Origin of the sequence: Sphingobacterium composti (assembly GCF_009829075.1) — a bacterium.
Taxonomy (GTDB): domain Bacteria; phylum Bacteroidota; class Bacteroidia; order Sphingobacteriales; family Sphingobacteriaceae; genus Sphingobacterium; species Sphingobacterium composti.
Genome location: NZ_WUQZ01000005.1, coordinates 1 through 17,550, shown reverse-complemented (window position 1 = coordinate 17,550; position 17,550 = coordinate 1). Strand labels below are relative to the sequence as shown.

17 protein-coding genes and 1 tRNA gene are annotated in these 17,550 nt (G+C 29.8%); 9 read left to right on the top strand and 9 right to left on the bottom strand.

Features of this window, described 5'->3' with window-relative positions; all coding sequences use genetic code 11:
* Positions 1-121 precede the first annotated feature (121 nt).
* Complete coding sequence (gene rpoN / locus GOQ17_RS04985; protein ID WP_159635704.1) at positions 122-1,585, top strand: RNA polymerase factor sigma-54; 1,464 nt, start codon at positions 122-124, stop codon at positions 1,583-1,585.
* Positions 1,586-1,682: 97 nt separating this feature from the next.
* Here rpoN and rpsU read toward each other — a convergent pair whose 3' ends face one another.
* The gene (rpsU, locus tag GOQ17_RS04980) at positions 1,683-1,877 is read right to left on the bottom strand and encodes a 30S ribosomal protein S21 (protein WP_159635701.1); all 195 of its coding nucleotides are present in this window, start codon (positions 1,875-1,877) and stop codon (positions 1,683-1,685) included.
* Positions 1,878-2,018: 141 nt separating this feature from the next.
* Positions 2,019-2,651 (bottom strand): HAD family hydrolase, encoded by a 633-nt coding sequence (locus tag GOQ17_RS04975; RefSeq protein ID WP_159635698.1) that lies wholly within the window; start codon positions 2,649-2,651, stop codon positions 2,019-2,021.
* 84 nt (positions 2,652-2,735) lie between these two features.
* Between GOQ17_RS04975 and GOQ17_RS04970 the strand changes: the two genes are divergently transcribed.
* From GOQ17_RS04970 to GOQ17_RS04950, 5 genes are all read left to right on the top strand, one after another.
* Positions 2,736-2,809: transfer RNA gene (locus GOQ17_RS04970), tRNA-Ile, on the top strand.
* 278 nt (positions 2,810-3,087) lie between these two features.
* Positions 3,088-4,041, top strand: coding sequence for a hypothetical protein (locus tag GOQ17_RS04965; protein ID WP_159635695.1), 954 nt, complete (start codon positions 3,088-3,090; stop codon positions 4,039-4,041).
* A 381-nt stretch (positions 4,042-4,422) separates the two neighbouring features.
* The gene (locus GOQ17_RS04960; protein WP_159635692.1) at positions 4,423-6,960 is read left to right on the top strand and encodes a DEAD/DEAH box helicase family protein; all 2,538 of its coding nucleotides are present in this window, start codon (positions 4,423-4,425) and stop codon (positions 6,958-6,960) included.
* Between the two features lie 332 nt (positions 6,961-7,292).
* Positions 7,293-7,688: a hypothetical protein gene (locus GOQ17_RS04955; RefSeq protein ID WP_159635689.1), complete on the top strand. Its 396-nt coding sequence runs from the start codon at positions 7,293-7,295 to the stop codon at positions 7,686-7,688.
* Between the two features lie 21 nt (positions 7,689-7,709).
* The gene (locus GOQ17_RS04950; RefSeq protein ID WP_159635686.1) at positions 7,710-8,606 is read left to right on the top strand and encodes a hypothetical protein; all 897 of its coding nucleotides are present in this window, start codon (positions 7,710-7,712) and stop codon (positions 8,604-8,606) included.
* 18 nt (positions 8,607-8,624) lie between these two features.
* On the opposite strand, the gene GOQ17_RS16565 is transcribed toward GOQ17_RS04950, so the two are convergent.
* Complete coding sequence (locus GOQ17_RS16565; RefSeq protein ID WP_394350599.1) at positions 8,625-8,696, bottom strand: hypothetical protein; 72 nt, start codon at positions 8,694-8,696, stop codon at positions 8,625-8,627.
* 152 nt (positions 8,697-8,848) lie between these two features.
* Here GOQ17_RS16565 and GOQ17_RS04945 point away from each other — a divergent pair, with 152 nt between their 5' ends.
* From GOQ17_RS04945 to GOQ17_RS04935, 3 genes are read left to right on the top strand one after another with little or no spacing between them, the layout of a single operon-like run.
* Positions 8,849-9,760 (top strand): hypothetical protein, encoded by a 912-nt coding sequence (locus GOQ17_RS04945; RefSeq protein WP_159635683.1) that lies wholly within the window; start codon positions 8,849-8,851, stop codon positions 9,758-9,760.
* An 8-nt stretch (positions 9,761-9,768) separates the two neighbouring features.
* Positions 9,769-10,224 (top strand): hypothetical protein, encoded by a 456-nt coding sequence (locus GOQ17_RS04940; RefSeq protein WP_159635680.1) that lies wholly within the window; start codon positions 9,769-9,771, stop codon positions 10,222-10,224.
* A gap of 24 nt (positions 10,225-10,248) precedes the next feature.
* Positions 10,249-10,782: a hypothetical protein gene (locus GOQ17_RS04935; RefSeq protein WP_159635677.1), complete on the top strand. Its 534-nt coding sequence runs from the start codon at positions 10,249-10,251 to the stop codon at positions 10,780-10,782.
* A 44-nt stretch (positions 10,783-10,826) separates the two neighbouring features.
* On the opposite strand, the gene GOQ17_RS04930 is transcribed toward GOQ17_RS04935, so the two are convergent.
* The 6 genes from GOQ17_RS04930 to GOQ17_RS04905 all read right to left on the bottom strand — a co-directional run bounded on the left by GOQ17_RS04930 (position 10,827) and on the right by GOQ17_RS04905 (position 17,289).
* A complete protein-coding gene (locus GOQ17_RS04930) occupies positions 10,827-11,333 on the bottom strand; it encodes a hypothetical protein (RefSeq protein WP_159635674.1) in 507 nt (168 codons plus the stop codon).
* A gap of 294 nt (positions 11,334-11,627) precedes the next feature.
* The gene (locus GOQ17_RS04925) at positions 11,628-12,068 is read right to left on the bottom strand and encodes a JAB domain-containing protein (protein ID WP_236537057.1); all 441 of its coding nucleotides are present in this window, start codon (positions 12,066-12,068) and stop codon (positions 11,628-11,630) included.
* Between the two features lie 432 nt (positions 12,069-12,500).
* Positions 12,501-14,336, bottom strand: a complete 1,836-nt coding sequence (locus GOQ17_RS04920) for a hypothetical protein (RefSeq protein ID WP_159635668.1) — start codon at positions 14,334-14,336, stop codon at positions 12,501-12,503.
* Positions 14,337-14,441: 105 nt separating this feature from the next.
* Positions 14,442-14,891 carry a hypothetical protein gene (locus GOQ17_RS04915; protein WP_159635665.1) on the bottom strand — a complete coding sequence of 150 codons (450 nt, stop codon included), beginning with the start codon at positions 14,889-14,891 and terminating at the stop codon, positions 14,442-14,444.
* Positions 14,892-15,066: 175 nt separating this feature from the next.
* Entirely contained in the window at positions 15,067-16,134 is a 1,068-nt protein-coding gene (locus tag GOQ17_RS04910) for a hypothetical protein (protein ID WP_159635662.1), read from the bottom strand.
* 141 nt (positions 16,135-16,275) lie between these two features.
* Positions 16,276-17,289 (bottom strand): tyrosine-type recombinase/integrase, encoded by a 1,014-nt coding sequence (locus GOQ17_RS04905; RefSeq protein ID WP_159635659.1) that lies wholly within the window; start codon positions 17,287-17,289, stop codon positions 16,276-16,278.
* Positions 17,290-17,550: the final 261 nt, after the last annotated feature.

Sequence of the window (17,550 nt, the reverse complement as noted above, 5' to 3'; positions counted from 1 at the left end):
GTTAAATTAAACACCACCAATTAGTTCAGTAGCGAAGTCTTTACGGAATAAAACAACTGTGCAACGGGCATTATAAAATTCATAATATTTGTCTAAATTTACCTTGCATTTAGATAACGATATGTTAAAACAAACATTACAACAAAAGTTATTACAAAAATTATCTCCCCAGCAGATACAGTTCATCAAGCTACTGCAGGTCCCGACCGCTTCTTTGGATACACGCATCAAAGAAGAGTTGGAAGAAAATCCTGCATTGGAAGATGGAAGCTTGGCAAATATGAATGATCCTATGGAAGATTATCCGGACAAAGATCCAGATGATTATGATAATAATAGTGACGAAGGCTATGAGGAAGAGTTTTCATTAGAAGAGTATATACAAGAAGACGATTATAAAGATTATGGCGGCAATTACAACAACGACGATGATGACGACCATAAAGAAATGCCGATAGCAATACAAGATTCGTTTTTCGAAAAGTTGCAAAATCAATTGGATTTATTGGCTTTGACGGACAAACAATACCTTGTAGGTAATCAAATTATTGGCAGTCTAGATGACGATGGTTATTTACGAAGACCAATATTATCGTTGATTGATGATTTGGCTTTCTCTCAAAATGTCATGGCAGAAGAATCTGAGGTTGAAGAAATGCTAGCTGTCATTCAAGAATTTGAACCTGCAGGCATTGGCGCGCGTGATTTGCAAGAATGTTTGTTGATACAATTACGTAAAAAAGACCAAGATAGTTCGATCGTAAAAAAAGCTATTGAAGTAGTGAAAAATTATTTGGATGAATTCACTAAAAAGCATTATGATAAAATCGAAAAACAACTTAACGTAAATTCAGAAGAACTAAAAGATATCATCAACGAGATTTTGAAATTAAATCCAAAACCTGGAGATTCTGCTGCTGTCGCTGGAAAACAGTTGCAAATCATCCCTGATTTTCATATTTCAAATAATGATGGTGTACTTCATTTGACACTTAATGGACGAAATGCCCCAGAACTTCGTGTTTCTCGCACCTACCAAGGGATGTTTGAACATTACGAAAAAGCAGAAAAGAACGATAAAAAGATGAAGGAAGCCGTTCAGTTTGTTAAATCCAAATTAGATTCTGCAAAATGGTTTATCGATGCGATCAAGCAAAGACAACAAACACTTCTGAAAACAATGAATGCCATTATGAAATACCAATATGAGTATTTCTTGACAGGTGATGATCGTATGCTAAAGCCTATGATCTTAAAAGATATTGCAGAGGAAATTGACATGGATATTTCTACAGTATCTCGTGTCGCCAATTCCAAGTATGTACAAACTGAATTTGGTACTTTCTTATTGAAATCTTTTTTCTCTGAAGCAATTCAAACAGATTCTGGAGAAGAAGTATCCAACAAAGAGGTTAAAAAGATTCTAGAAGAATGTATTGCCAACGAAGATAAACGTAAACCATTAGCAGACGAAAAGCTTACGGAAATATTAAAAGAAAAAGGTTACACTATAGCGAGACGTACGGTCGCAAAATATAGAGAGTCTATGAATATACCTGTAGCAAGATTAAGAAAGGAATTATAGCAATATAATTCCTTTCTTTTTACTAATCAGTTTAACACTCTTAAAAACAAAAAGCCAATCGTTTTCGATTGGCTTTTATATTGTACTAAACAAAAAATTAAGCGTTAGTATCTTGCTGTAATCCTTGTTTGTAGATTGCTTTCTTAATTTGAATACGACGAGTTACAGACTTCTTCTCGAAAGCTTGACGTGCACGTAATTCGCGAACAACACCAGTCTTCTCAAATTTCTTCTTGAAACGCTTAAGTGCTCTATCTAAAGATTCGCCTTCTTTTACATTGATAATAATCATAGTTCTGTATACCTCCTTCCCTTTGGAAAATTCTTTGTGGTGCAAAGGTAGAAATAAAACTTATACTTACAAACTCTATTACAGATTAAATAACTTTTTTATCCTTTTATAATTAATATATCATTTCATCATTTAGTGTTACTATAAGAGATTCCATTTGGATACAATCACCTCCAATGGTTCCTCAGTTGTACATAACGCTGTATGCAATCCCAACGCAGTAGCCGTACGCAAATGTTGCGGACTATCGTCAATGAATAATGTTTTCTTTGGATCTAAATTCTGATCTTTCAACACATATTCGAAAATATCTGCATTGGGTTTCCTCATCCCCATCATATGAGAGTAATAAGCGAAATCAAAAAAAAAGCTATTATCTTCTATCCCATATTTATCTTGAATATGTTTCATACAATACGCATAGTGTATCTCATTATTGTTGCTCAGCAGAAATGTTCTATATTTATTTTTCAACTTCAATAATAATTCATGTTTCCCTTCAGGTACACCAATCAATAAAGCATTCCAAGCCATATCAATTTCACCATCTGTAAGCGTATTGTTTTTCGTCAAATGTCGTATTCCATCTCGAAACTCTGCCGCACTTATGTTTCCTTTATCAAAATCATCAAAAAGTTCGATTTGGCCCGAATGAGCAAATATTTCAGCCACATTAGATATACCCAATTGAGTAAAAGCATGTTGCGATTTTTCAAAGTCAATCATAAAAATCACATTGCCATAATCAAGTATAATATTTTCAATTTTTTGCATTTTAAATTTGGTTTTCTCAGGACAAATATCAATATTTGCATCGTCAAAAGGGAATAAAGTTCACAATTGACACTAATAAAAACCGCTCCTATAGCTCAGTTGGTTAGAGTAGAAGACTCATAATCTTTTGGTCACTGGTTCGAGCCCAGTTGGGAGCACTTAAATCCTCACAGAAATGTGGGGATTTTTTGTTTGTAAACCTATTCTATTCAGCTATTTAACCATAATTAATCAAGAAGTGAGCCTGTAAACACTCTGTTAATTAATTAATGCTAATTTACTAAAAAACATAATAAAAACCCTCTAATCTGGTTCAATCTTGGTTCACTTTTAGATTAAACGTAGAAATATTTGGACTCCATTCTTTACATCTATACCCCCATGTAAATTTTCGTGTCCAAATTGTTTATATTTACTTCAGACTAATTAATAAAAAATGAATAATACAGATAATGACAAATCAATTCCTTCACAAATAATTTTCAACAGATTTCATGCATTGAGCTTTTATATAGAAAGTTTTACTGATCGATATAATTTGAAAAATGTTAATTATTATAACAATCTTAAAAATAAACAACATCTCGATTTAGATAGAATAAGAAAATTGTTGTGGAATTCTTGGAGTACTGAATATTCTTTTCTCATGACTAGTTTTATTGATGACTCTGAATTTTATAAATCTTCCTTACATTGGAATTTTCCTCAAGCTTATTATTCAGTGTATTTAGCATTAACAGCTTTTCATTATACACAAGAAATGGATGTTGATCAACATGAAAAGACTATTAAAAACTTCAATAATTCGATAAAAAATAACCATTACCCAAAATCAGTAAGTTTTTATTGTAAAGGTCTTTATAAGGAGTTTGTATATGTAGGAATTCAAAATACAACTAAACAGATAGATAATTTTAAAGCTTTAGCGAAAATTAGAAATCTTCAAGATTCTAAAGACCAAATAATTAATATGCTTAAATCAACGCGAGAACAAAATGCTGAGCATAAAAGAGAACGTGTAGATAAAAAAGATCCAAAATATCACACAAAAGAAGGTTTATTGACAAAAAAATTCACTAAAAGACACTGGGATTATATTTACAAATCAATTCCTGAAACAACGGTTTTGAACTTTTTATATAGATTAAGAATAAAATCAAACTATCATGATGTTGAAACTTTTATTAATGCTGATATTGATTTTAGAGCTTTCCATACATATTTAAGTAATATCGTAGGATACTTAAATTACATACACGAAGCGTATATATGCAAAGTGATTGGCTGTGAAGAATATGAAAAGATTCTAAATAGTTTTCCTAAAAAATTAAATGATGATACGTCGCAGAAAAGATATTTGAAAATGAGAAAAATATTATTCAATAAATGATAGTCTTGCTCGCCGTCCTGCGAGTTGAGCGAAGGTCGTTGAAGAGAAATGCGCAAGCATGATTCAACGATATCTATGAAATAGACGAAGACTGTTGGCGGTATTTTTGTTTCAAAAATAGTGACAACATCGAAGCCTGAGCGATCCGCAGGCGAGCCAAACTCTAAAAGCTTGAAGATTTTTAATGGGTGCATAGCACTTATTAAAAAGATTTAGGTGCTTTTATGAAGTGTAGGTATTACCAAGCATGAAGTATGACAAACTGTGAAACAATAAATTATAAATTGTGAGCATCACTATTTTTAATTTATGAAGTTTGGCGTATCTTCATAGCGGTAATTCCGAAACGGAATGCCTTATAACCAAACAATAAAATAAATTATGGTAGATTTCAAAAAGAAATTAAATAAAACAATTATAAATAAAAAACTTAATCCCGTAGAAATATACGATACTTTAGATAGAAGAAGTGTTACAGGGCCATTAAGACCTATTCAAAATAGTATTCTAAACGAATGGTTTACAGAAAGAAAAGATGACAAGGATCTAATAATTAAACTTCATACAGGTGAAGGAAAAACTCTAATTGGTTTATTGATTCTTCAATCAAAAATTAATTCTAATGAAGGGCCATGTGTTTTTGTATGTCCCAATATATATTTAGTAAATCAAGCTATTGAAGATGCAAATAAATTCGGTATACCAATTTGTATAATTGAGAAAGATAACATGTTACCAGACGAGTTTTTAAATGGTAGAAAAATTTTGGTAACGCATGTTCAGAAGATTTTTAACGGAAAATCTATATTTGGTATTGGCAATAAGGGTGTTAACATTGGTTCAATTGTTTTAGATGATGCACATGCTTGTGTAGATTCAATTAAGTCCTCATTTACAATAACAATTGATAGTTCTTTAAATGAATCAAAGGATTGTTATAAAAAAATATTTAATTTATTTGATACAGCACTCCAAGAACAAGGTATGGGGTCGTATTTAGAGTTATATACTAAATCAAATGACTCATTCCTTCCTATACCATATTGGGAATGGGAAGATAAAGCTGATGAAGTTATTAGTATATTATCAGATTTTAAAGAAGAAAACTTTATAAAGTTTACATGGCCTTTATTAAAAGATAATGTAAATAAATGTCAAGCATTTATTTCAGGGAATTCTATTGAGATATCATCAATTCATCTTCCAATAGAGAAGTTTTCATTTTTTGCAAATGCTAAAAATAGAATCTTAATGTCCGCAACAACTCAAGATGATTCTTTCTTTATTAAGGGATTAGATTTATCTATTGATGCAATTAAAAGACCTTTACGAGATATTCACAAAAAATGGTCTGGAGAAAAAATGATATTATTACCATCACTAATTCATGATGATCTTACAAGAGATAGAGTAATTTCATTATTCTCACCTCCAAATAAAAGTAGAAAATTTGGGGTTGTGTCTTTAGTTTCTTCATTTGTAAAATCTCAACTGTATTTTTATCAAGGAGCAATAACTCCCAATACATCAAATCTATTCAATGAAATAAAAAAACTTAAGTCTGGTGATTTTAGTAACTGTTTAGTATTAGCAAATAGATATGATGGAATTGATTTACCTGATGAAAGTTGTAGAGTTTTAATATTAGATGGAAAACCGAATTTCACATCTTTATCTGATAAATATGAAGAACAGTCAAGAGCAAATAGTGATTATACTAATATAAAATTAGCTCAAAAAATTGAGCAAGGATTAGGAAGAAGTGTTCGTGGTGAAAAAGATTTTAGCGCAATATTAATTATAGGAGCTGATCTTGTAAAATTTATTAAAAGCTCACAAACAAATAAGTACTTTTCTGCACAAACCAGAAAGCAAATAGATATTGGTTTGGAGATAGCCAATATGGCAAACGATGATGATGAAAAATACAAAGACAATCGCATCAATCAATTAATTGATCTTATTAAGCAAAGTTTAAATAGGGATGAAGGTTGGAAAGATTATTATACTGATGAAATGGATTCGATTGAGGATAACCATGATGTATCTTATAATTATAAAATATATGAGCTTGAGAAAAAAGCAAATAAGCTATATTATATGGGAGAATATGGTAAAGCAGGAGAATGTATTCAAGAAATTATTGATACCTATTTGGATGATGAATTAGAAAAAGGATGGTATTTACAGTTAAAGGCAAGGTTTTTATATAAGGAAAGTAAAATCGAGGCGAATAAGTTGCAGAAAAGTGCATTTAGTCAAAATTATGAATTATTAAAACCCAAAGAAGGTATTACTTATAAAAAGCTTAGTTATATAAATGAAGACAGAATTCAAAGAATTAAAAATTTCATACTAAAGTTCAAGGATTATTCAGAGTTTTCTTTAGAAATAGAGGAAATTCTATCTAATTTAGATTTTGGTATTAGTCATGACAAATTTGAACGAGCGCTCCAAAAAACTGGTGAATTGTTAGGTTTTCTTTCGGAGAGACCTGACAAAGAGATTAAAAAAGGACCTGACAATCTTTGGTGTGTTTCTGTAAATGAATATTTTGTTTTTGAATGTAAGTCTGAAGTCGAATTAGATAGATCAGAAATTGTTAAATCAGAGTCTGGTCAAATGAATAACCATTGTGGATGGTTTGAAGAAGAATACGGAAAAGATGCGAAAGTAAAATATTATATGATAATCCCAACTAAAAAGTTATCTAATGTTGCGAACTTTACACATAATGTTGAAATTATAAGGAAAGGGAAATTAAAAAATTTAAAACTTTCAATTAAAGGTTTTATAAAAGAGTTTAAAGACTATGATTTGAGAACAATCACTAGCGAAAAAGTTCAAGAATTCTTAGTTAATCATAGTCTTGATATTGAATCACTTTCAAATAATTATAGTGAAAAATACATTCGTTAGTAAATTTTATAAGTGATTAGAAGAAATATCTAATTGATTAGTTTTTCTCCTATCAAAACTCCTTAAGAAATTTTATTCGCTCCTGAAAAATTAATAGAAGACCTCGTTTTAAATAAATGAGGTCTTCCCTCTGATACAATACTTTTATGAACAACCTCAATATTTAATATCCATTAGTTCTAAAAGATTCAAAAAATGGACTTCAAAATCCGCTTTAATACCCCTTTGAAAATTTTCGTGCCCAACGATAAATATTACAAAATTTTATATATTCAATAAATTAATAAACTGAGAAAGGTTTTCCTTTTCATAAAAGATGGAAATAAAAACAAATGACTAATAACTTTAAGGATATAATCACAGAGGAAAACTTATTATTAGCAGGAACTAAAGTTGTCGATAAATCGGGAGGTCCCATCATGTTGATTGTTGGTTTTTCCTCTGATACAAATGAAGTTATTAATCAAAAATTTAAGCCTAAAAAATTTATACGCCAAAAAGTTTTTGTAAATAAAGATAGAAAATCAATAACTGAACTAACTAATGGACGTATTGTATACAACAAAAGGTACACTTATTTTTTCTATACAGATATTTTTAGTGAAATGATTATAAATTCATATTCATTAGGTGCGGATATTCTATATATCATATGTAAATATTGGTCTGATAAGGATAATGAGTTTTTGTATATATATAAAACACTTCCAGAGTTAGAGGCTATTTAATAAATTATCAAAGCTTATACTATGGGAAAGAAAAAATATTATAGTAAACCACTTAGATTCTTTTGGAATGAGCTTTATGGTATACAAAAAAAATTAGCACCTGAGTTTTCAGATGAACAAATCCATTTTGTCATTAAAAGAAATCTTTTATCGAACCCATTAGCACCTGATGAAACTCTTGATATGAGGAGTTTAACGATTACAGGTTTAGATTTATGGAGAGATGATTCTAAAGGTGATTTGTTACATTTATTCTTTGTAGAAAGAGGATTAAGACAATTTCTTGAAACGACCGCATTGGCGGATTTGGATGGGATCAAAAATTATCTTTATAATAATGGGCAAATTAGAGACATAACCTATATATATTCTAATGAAATTAAAGAAACCTTTGTATTTAAATTCGCCTTACATGTTCCATTTGATGGAGAAGGATATGCTTTTATTCTAAATATTGAGGATGATGGTAGTTTAACTTTATATTATACTTATGGAAAAATTTATGGACTTATGTCTGATAAATTCTACAAAGAGATAATAAAAAAAGAGGATGAAATATCTAAAACACACTCTAGAATATTTCGCTTAGCTATTAATACAATAGCTTACATAAATTGTTTTCCTAATTGTGTTAGTGATGGAGTTCCAAATGATTATGTTGATTATAGTGAAAATAAACTAGCTAAAAATCTGAAAATTCAAATTGCAGATAAAATAACAGAGGATAATTTACCAATTTCTAAAATTCCACATTTTAGAAGAGGTCATTTTAGGGTACTCAAGTCTGATTATTTCAAAAACAAAAAAGGTCAAATTGTTTTTGTTTCTGAAACTATGGTTAAAGGAAAAGCTAAAACTGTAGCTATGTCAGATGAAATTGACAAATTTAATATCGACTTGATTAATAGTTTGGACTAAAAATTATAAAGGGTATTATTAAAAATACCATTCATCCTTCAAACTATAATATCCATCCTCAGATACAATAATATGATCACAAACCTCTATATCAACTTACTATAAAGCATGATAAACTGTTTACAATAAATTGAAAATTGTGAGCATCACTATTTTTAATTTATGAAGTTTGGCGTATCTTCATAGCGGTAATTCCGAAACGGAATGCCTTATAACCTAAAGTTTAATAAAAATTATTTAATTTGGCTTTTCAAAAAATATCAACACAAGCAATTATTGCTCTTAAAGATGCTTTATCTAATATTTACTGGCGCAAAAAGGATTTACGGAAGTTTGTTGAACTAACTATTGAAAATTCCACAATTGTATCGACGATCGATTGGCAAGAACAACTTAAGCAAGAGAGTGTGTCAATTTTGATTGATAGAATGGTTGCTAGACCCGATATATTCCGTAATGATTTATTAAGATTGTTTCAAGAGACAAGTAATTTTAACGATTTTTCTCATTTGGATTATTTTGATAAAGATGGTAGTCTAAAAAGACGAGCCAAGGAAACAGTTAATAAATTGAAAAATCAAACTAAGGGGTATTTTGACGCAATAGACCAGCTTAGAATTGCAGAAGCTAAGAGGGAAGAAAACATACAAATTGTTAAAACAAATATGTATTTTTCTCAAAAATTAGATGAACTTAAAGCTGTGTTTTTTGAAATCGCTATTAATTCTGACAAACAGAAAAGAGGTTTTCAATTGGAGAAATTATTGAATGAATTATTTTTATTATTCGAACTTTCAGTTAAATCTTCATTTAAAATTTCTGGTGAACAAATTGATGGTGCATTCACTTTTGATGGCACAGACTTTCTTTTAGAAGCTAAATGGCAAAAGAATCTTATTCCTGCTAGTGACTTATATTCGTTTGGTGGTAAGATCACCAATAAATTAAAAAACACTTTAGGTTTGTTCATATCAATAGATGGTTTTTCTAAAGAAGGAATAGAAAACAATAACCCAATAACAAAGCAAATGATATTAATGGATGGTGAAGATTTGATGATGATTTTTGATGGTAGAATAGGTTTAAGTGAAATGTTATTAATAAAAAGACAACATGCATCACAAACAGGAGAGATATTTTATAAATTAAGATAAAAGTTAATATGAGAATAGAAACTGTGCCAATTTCAAGAATTAACTATTTGAATTTAAGAAATCTGATTCTTGATAAGGGACTTACTATGGAAGATACTATTGTATTAAGCACTGAAAACTTTGACGATTTAATACTAGAGTATAGAGAAATTTATAAAGAAAGTATGCCTATACCTCATATTCTTTTAGGTGTACTTATTAGAGAGGCTGAAAATGAATTTGTACCATTACAAAGTGTTATTATCATTAAAGATGATACAAAATCTATTAGATATTTAGAAGCAGAAGATGATTTTAACTATTATGAAGGGGAAATTTTTTATAGATGTGGATATTGTGGAAATGTAGTTAATAATTTAGGTTTAGTTCTTGAAGGTCAGGAGAGAAAAAGAGCTATAAATTATCATGAAAACTATCAGTATAAGATAGTAAAGCATGTTGATGGTAAATGTTGCAGACCCTAAGTTAAGTTTTATATCCTAATAAATATGACCGAATACTTCCTTTTCTATAAACATTACAACATAGCTTGGTCGAGAAAAAACCTTAGCTATATTATACTTCCAAATGGAAGTGCTTATTCATACAACAACCCCGAAAGTAACGAAGATATTTTGGGTTATCAGAAAGGTGATATACCTCAATATATTTCTTTAGAAACTCTAGAGGAAGCTATCAAAATTGGTGCGAAAACCGACTCAAATAAATCTTTAGGAATCGATGTTCAATACTTGAAATCAGTTGAACTTATTAAATATACCAGTTCAAAAATTAGTGATGGAGGATTTGAGTTGTATGCTCTATTTAAATATGATGTCAACCAAAGTGCTTATGAGTATATTCCTTTACAAATTTTAGGTAATTATTATTTTAGAAATTTTGAGAATGATTCTTATCAATCTATTATTAACACAATTGATGCTCAAAAAATAAATATGCAATCTGAGTCGAAACCGAGCAACTTCTATAAAGAAATTAGTATTGATGATGATTCTTTTATCGGATTGGAATCAATTGATTAGCAAGCATAATTATATAGCTTAAACTATACTTGCTAAGTGTAAGGCTAAATTAATATTCTCTCTCTCCCTGTATTTCTATCAAATAATATTGAAGAAGTTACTTCATAATTTTCATATTTGATTAGTGTAACAGTCAGCCTATATATTTTGTCGCTATACATATTCCCTGTAGAAGAAGACATAATTAACTCTTTAACTAAAAAAGTATATGTAGCACTGCAGTGAAATTCATCTCTTGAAAAATCCATAGCACCATAAGAGTAGTTGGGTGTCAGTGTTTCAATTATTTTAAAACCTTTTTTATTAATATAATTATCAACAGTGTATTGAGCTTTTTCAAATTGACAATTGGCTTCATGTTGTGCAGATTCTCTTTTTTTTTCAGCTTCAATTTTTGCTAATTCAGCTTTTTCAGCGTCAGATTCCCGTTTTTTTTCTTCATCGGATTTTAAATACTCTTTGACTTGACCGCCAAAACCTGAATTAGATTGTGGACTTTCATTACAGCCCAATAAGAGTATAACACAAAAGAAGTAAATTAGTTTTTTCATAAAATTCGTTTAGTTATCGATAAATCCCGATTCGATTGGTTAGCAAATAAAAAAGCGTGGGACTATAACCTAGAGCTGTCAAGAGAGGTACCTGAGAGAACCCGCACAAACAGATAGATTACGCCCCACGCTCTTTATATTTGACATATAATGAGGTGAGACGTTAACTCTAACTGTCCTTGTTTGTGCTTGTGAAAATTTATCAGGTTTTCTCGTTGACAAGAACTGTAAGCTAACGCTTTATTCTTTTAATATTTTATACATTACAAAGATATATAAATATTGAATATCAATCTAAAAATATCCATCATCCTTTAAACTATAGTATCCGTCTTCTGACACAATAATATGATCACACACCTCAATATCAAGCACCCTTCCAGCTTCAACAGCTTTATTCGTAATATCTTTGTCTTGTGGACTAGGTTCTAATTTACCTGATGGATGATTATGGACTAAAATAATCTTAGATGCAGATGCTTTTAAAGTGATAGAAAATATAATTTTCATATCAACTGGTACAAAGTCTTTACCTCCCATTCCAACATCCACCACACCTAAAACCTTATTCGCTTTAGTAAGTAGTATAACTTTAAACTCTTCCAAAAAGCTCATTAATCCTTCATCCCAGACACGTTTTAAAATTTCATAGGCATCCTTAGAGTTGTTGATTTGAGGACATTCAGAAAGCTTGAATTTAGGTTTAAATTGGACTTTAATTTCTGATACATTCATTAAATGTTGCATAATATTTTGTGAATTTTGGTTAATAAAAAAAGCCTATCCGTTTTTTGGATAGGCTCATATCATGATAATTGTTGTGAAAAACCCTTTTCCACCAAAACAATGTGCGGGGGTTGAAGATATATACTGTTGGCGTACGAAATACAGAGTACAGGGGGGATTTATAAAAGCTTATTAATCAACATATTGTATTGTGCTTAAAGCAAAACGACTGTAAATAATTGTTTTACAATAGATTACTAAAAATATGATTCTCTTCTTTATTGTTATAATTGGAGGATTATAATTCCTAGCATTCAGGAAAAGACGTTAAATCTGTACGTATGATGGTACACCCATAAACGACAAACAGAGATAATTTCTTATCTCTGTTTTGGACTCCAAAATTTACAAGGGGTATAAGATGTAGGTTTTCGTGTCCACTTAGTTTTTTACATTGAATCTCTCTTTCTGCAACTTAATAAATCTTTTACTGCCTGATTTTTTCATACAGAATTCGTAAAACCTATTAAGGTTATGAAGTGTCTTGGTTGCTGTAGGTTCATATTTTATCAGAATCTCATGAAATTTATTTAACAATTTTGTTTGGTTATAATCTATCCCACATTCAAATTCTTGATATAGTTCTTTAATTAATGGCATATTATCTAAGTGCGTATTATCATAATTAAGGCTGTAATACCTTTTAATCTTATGCTCTGAATTACCAATTGATCTCAACTTTTCTTCTCCTTCTGAAAGAAATATTTCATACATTTCTTTGTATTGATTTATTAATCGTCTTTCGATTTCCTCATAATTATTTAATAGATATTTCTTTTCAAAATTCTCTTTCTTCATTTCTTGTACGTTCTTCATAGACTGAATTAATTCTTCATATTTTTGATCAAATGGCTTCCTTGCACTTATAAGTTTTAAAGTGTCATCATTAATTCTGTACACTTCCTCAGAATCAATAACATTTAAATAAGATTTATCCGTATTTCTTACCTTTAATGATTTTAAGTACCCAATTAAAGTTTCTTTATTTTGATATAAGGACTTAACAAAATTTTCATTTCTGAAATTATCCTTCATGAAGTGGTTATCTGTGAAGTCATCATTGAAAAAGGCTTTATCTCCCATGATGTTAACAAACTCTTTTATAAAATTTTTAATTCCTTCATTATCTGTACTCATTAATCCTGTTTTAAGCACCTCCCTCAATTTAGCTCCGAATTCAAATGCTTTCTCAATTTCTTCTTTTTCTACAAAATCAATTTTTGATTCAAGATTTACAATGAAATTTACGCTGCCGATGTAGTAGCTATTTCTTACTCTTCCAATAATTTGAATCAAATCTGCATATGGATCGATTAAGGAGTGTTGGAATTTATTGACGTCTGATACTATGATAATTTCAACCATTTCCTCGATTTTTATATCAACGGCAGAAAAGTACCTGCTGGTTAGAAAATTATACTTACTAAATTTACGTATATCCAAATCTGAGCAAAGATGTCTTGGTTTAGCACCTGTATATTCTTTATCAAAATTTTTAACAGCATCAGTAGAGGTAAACAAAGATGATTTATCGGCAATACCTAATGTTTTAATTATGCTTGCTGATCCTGAAACACTATTCAAGAAAATTAAAACCTTATCAGCTTTGGCGTTTTCTAATCGATATTTTAAAGCACTTAAAGTATGATTAGTATTTATTACATTGATATTTTTTTCAATATTGTATGTTGGTATAACATTTTGAATTCTAAATTTATTTTCTTTAAATCTTGGATCTGTTGGGATTAAAGCTGTTGCACTTACAAAAGCCTTGTTTTTAAACTGAAAGAAGTAATCCATAGGAGCAATGATTTGCTCTCTAAAATTTACGTCTTTTGTTAATCTGTCACACTCATCAATAAGTAAGAAATATTCATTTAGGAAATCGATTCCCAATTCAATAAAAGCTGGAATAACTTTAGATATAAATGATTCTGGTGTAGATACAATTTTCTTAAATCCATTATAAGATTGTAAATATTTAACAATATCCTTTTTTGTAATACCTTCATAAACACCTAATATTTTATCATTATTTATTGATTTACCAGTGATTACGGGAACGAATGGTTCAATTACTATCGAATTGCGCTGAGCTATATTTAATTCCACATGAGTTGCTCCAATACCTGTAAGATTTTTAAAGAAAATGCAGTTAGAAGGAATAAGTTTTGATAAGAATTTATTTTTATTGATTTTGATATCTTGAGTTTTCATAACGTAAGAGGTTTGTCCGCATCTTTGATGCAGTGTTATTGTTCTGTTAATTAAATTAATTGTGAATAAGCTGGGGAGGATTCCCCAGCTATTTTGGACTAAGGGTTATTTTTTAGTTTCAGTTTCTAATAAACCATTAAGGGATAAATTGTATTTAGCAATGCCTCTGTAAGAGACTAACTTATTAAAACCTGAGAATGTGAAAATATTCTCAGTATAAGTTTTACCATCAACTTCAAATATTGCTGTTACGTAATTCAGTTTGTTAGTTTTAGTTGTTCTAACCTCTGAGATATGTTTAACCCCATCTTCATTTAAGGATTTGAAAAACAGAGCTAACGTGATTAGTTGTTTTTTGCTTAAATTTTTACAGTGATTTAAGAATGTTGTTCTTCTTAAAATCGACAGGGACTTATGTGAACCTGTGTAAAAATGTTTATTAGCGAAAACAAATTGGTACACTAATTTATCTTCTTTAGAAATTAATTTCGGCGCCAAAGATTTCACCGAATTGTTGTTTTGCTCTTTAGAGCTTTTGTAGTTTGATAATAACATCTTTTTAATGTTTTAAAATTTATAACTGTCATCCCGGTTCGTGTCCCACTCAAACATTTGGCGCCTTACTGTTTAAGTGTTATCCCCTTCGGACAATACAAAGATGCAGACACGAAAAAGGGGGATAAAAAACAGTTAGTTTTTTAATTCCCCCTTCTTGAGATGTAGCTTTAATCTATCTTAAAAGCTGTTTTATAAAATCTTCTTTAACATCAATTTTACCATCTAATTCTAATCCTTTCTTGTCTGGAACGAAATCAAATGCTCTTAGCATTGCAAATAATAACATATGCTTATCCTTCTTTTTATATTTTTCAATAGCATTATCTTCGATAAATCTATTCAAAGCAGGAACAACAATCTTTAAAAATTCATAAGTAGGTGTTAACCTAGTATCAAAATGCGTATTGTTATGAATCATTTCATATAGTTCTTCAAAATATGAATATGTGAATGACGGCTTAATATCTCTGAAATATAAAATGGTAATTGCTTCAGAAACGTAGTTTGTAAGTGATTCCTTCTTTTCAACATCTTGAGAATATTTCTTTAATTCATTAACCTCATGTTTTGCTATATACTTTTCAAGCTTATATGCTTTAATGAAATTGTAATATTTAGTTTTTATATAGGAATTAAGTATTAGCTCTAAATCTTGATCTAATACTTTTTGACTTTCAGAATTTATCACAGAACCGTATTTATCCTTCTTACGAATTGAGACTTCAACATTCGACAGGTTTTCCCACTTATCCAACAATTGTTTTAACGTGTGGACTTCATCAATATCCTCATTAAATCCTTCCTTAGTGATATGTTCTTCAAATTTATAAAGATGATCATCCCAGTAATCAGCTTTATATAAAACGAAGAGCTGAACCAGTTTAATAAAAAACGGTTGGACTTGTTTTTCCTGTTCTTCATTTAAATCATCACATTTCTTTTTAAAGAGTAAAGATGATGTCAATTCATAAACATTATAATCAGGTAAATATTGAACATTGTCTTCATCAATCTCAATATATTTAAGTCGGAATTTTACATTTACAATCCTTAAAATTTCACGTTGCTTTTTGATCCTATCAAATATATCACTTGATTTAGATCCAGCAACTGTGTTGTAAGTGATATCATTTGGTGTGAAATATTTGCGTAAATCATCAGAGATTTCCACTTCACCATCAATATGACACTCTTCAACAAAAATGTCATTTTCGGAATCTGTTTGAATGTTATAATCCATTTATTAGGGTTGTAAAAGTTTTAGTGGCTAATAATAAACAAAAAAGCCCATCCCAACAAAGGGTAATGGGCCTATTTTGTTTTATGGTTTGGACACCATTTTCTGCAAGGGGGTATAAATGTATATTTTCGTGTCCAACTTTTAGAGTTCAGGCATTACATGTCTTAATTCTTCTGTGTTGTGAACTCCAAGACCTCGTAAGTATTTTAATGTAACTATCATATCTGAGTGTCCTAAAAGCTGTTGGAGTATATGTAAGTCTTTTGTTTTCTTGTAGACGTTGACTGCGGCTGTGTGTCGGAAAGAATAAATAGTTTGCTTATCATTTAGTATTCCTATCTCTTTCATCTTCCTGGCACATCTATTCCAAGCCTTGCTAAAATAGTCTTCATTAAAATAATCGGATGTTCCAGTAAATAGATTTTGATTTGGCAAAAGTTTACTGGCTTTATCATATATAGCTTCACGAACATAATTAGGAATTGGAGTTACTCGAACTCTCCCACTCTTATTTTCATCACCAGATAAGTGGATTTCATTGAAATCATTTTTAAAATGCTTACCCTTTAATTTTCTAATTTCTTTATGTGGTCTTAAAAAACAACCATAACTAATTAAACAACACAAATATAAATTCACATTATTATTCTTTAAGTAATTCAGTATAATGTGAATTTGCTTCTCATCATAAATCTGATGTAATACACTTTTAGGTTTTCTTCTATCAGTCTTTTTTATTACATCAACACTCATATCGAAAAGACTATTAGCTTTAGATACGAGAACCCCCAAGTCCCTTCTCTTGTCCATATAATATGTGTTTGATGAGACAAAAGAATTTAAAAAATTTTGAATATCTCCTGCGTTCAGATGTATGAATTCCTCTTGCATAGATTTTCCCATGAAATCTTTGAAAGAATTGTATATGCGCTTTAAATTACGCTTATATAGTGGACTAATATTAGAATCAATCTTATGTTGTAATGATTCAGATAAAGCACGTTCGATAGTAATTTTAGAATTTCTTTTTACAGAAGACGTTTTATTCTCCCTATATTTTTGACTAATTATAGCTTTAGCAATTTCTCGTTCTAATAAAGATAATAAGGCTTTACGTTCCGATATGGTTTTGGCTTTGTTTGGATGTATATCCATTTCTATAATGTTTCCATTATACTCTTTAAATCTTTGATTGTTAATTTTTACTTCAACATAAGATCTTTGTTTTAAGTCTTCTTTAGTAACTGATTATTCCGAACAAAGTACACCAGCTGTTCCGCTGTAAAGTACACCAGTTTTTAACCAATAATTTGGACTTATTGCCACTGGATTTATAGTTCAAACTTAGTTATTTTTTTTCTTTCTTAATGATTTTCCTTTCAAAGGTAATCTATGGGCACAAGCTGTCAATCTGTC

Excerpts from the sequence above, each read along its gene's own strand:
- GOQ17_RS04950 (WP_159635686.1), top strand. The coding sequence starts at position 7,710 with ATGGGAAAGAAAAAATATTATAGTAAACCACTTAGATTCTTTTGGAAT.
- GOQ17_RS04940 (WP_159635680.1), top strand. The coding sequence starts at position 9,769 with ATGAGAATAGAAACTGTGCCAATTTCAAGAATTAACTATTTGAATTTA.
- GOQ17_RS04960 (WP_159635692.1), top strand. The coding sequence starts at position 4,423 with ATGGTAGATTTCAAAAAGAAATTAAATAAAACAATTATAAATAAAAAA.
- GOQ17_RS04930 (WP_159635674.1), bottom strand. The coding sequence starts at position 11,333 with ATGAAAAAACTAATTTACTTCTTTTGTGTTATACTCTTATTGGGCTGT.
- GOQ17_RS04955 (WP_159635689.1), top strand. The coding sequence starts at position 7,293 with ATGACTAATAACTTTAAGGATATAATCACAGAGGAAAACTTATTATTA.
- GOQ17_RS04915 (WP_159635665.1), bottom strand. The coding sequence starts at position 14,891 with ATGTTATTATCAAACTACAAAAGCTCTAAAGAGCAAAACAACAATTCG.
- GOQ17_RS04910 (WP_159635662.1), bottom strand. The coding sequence starts at position 16,134 with ATGGATTATAACATTCAAACAGATTCCGAAAATGACATTTTTGTTGAA.
- GOQ17_RS04920 (WP_159635668.1), bottom strand. The coding sequence starts at position 14,336 with ATGAAAACTCAAGATATCAAAATCAATAAAAATAAATTCTTATCAAAA.
- GOQ17_RS04925 (WP_236537057.1), bottom strand. The coding sequence starts at position 12,068 with ATGAATGTATCAGAAATTAAAGTCCAATTTAAACCTAAATTCAAGCTT.
- GOQ17_RS04935 (WP_159635677.1), top strand. The coding sequence starts at position 10,249 with ATGACCGAATACTTCCTTTTCTATAAACATTACAACATAGCTTGGTCG.
- rpsU (WP_159635701.1), bottom strand. The coding sequence starts at position 1,877 with ATGATTATTATCAATGTAAAAGAAGGCGAATCTTTAGATAGAGCACTT.
- GOQ17_RS04965 (WP_159635695.1), top strand. The coding sequence starts at position 3,088 with ATGAATAATACAGATAATGACAAATCAATTCCTTCACAAATAATTTTC.
- GOQ17_RS04975 (WP_159635698.1), bottom strand. The coding sequence starts at position 2,651 with ATGCAAAAAATTGAAAATATTATACTTGATTATGGCAATGTGATTTTT.
- rpoN (WP_159635704.1), top strand. The coding sequence starts at position 122 with ATGTTAAAACAAACATTACAACAAAAGTTATTACAAAAATTATCTCCC.
- GOQ17_RS04905 (WP_159635659.1), bottom strand. The coding sequence starts at position 17,289 with ATGGATATACATCCAAACAAAGCCAAAACCATATCGGAACGTAAAGCC.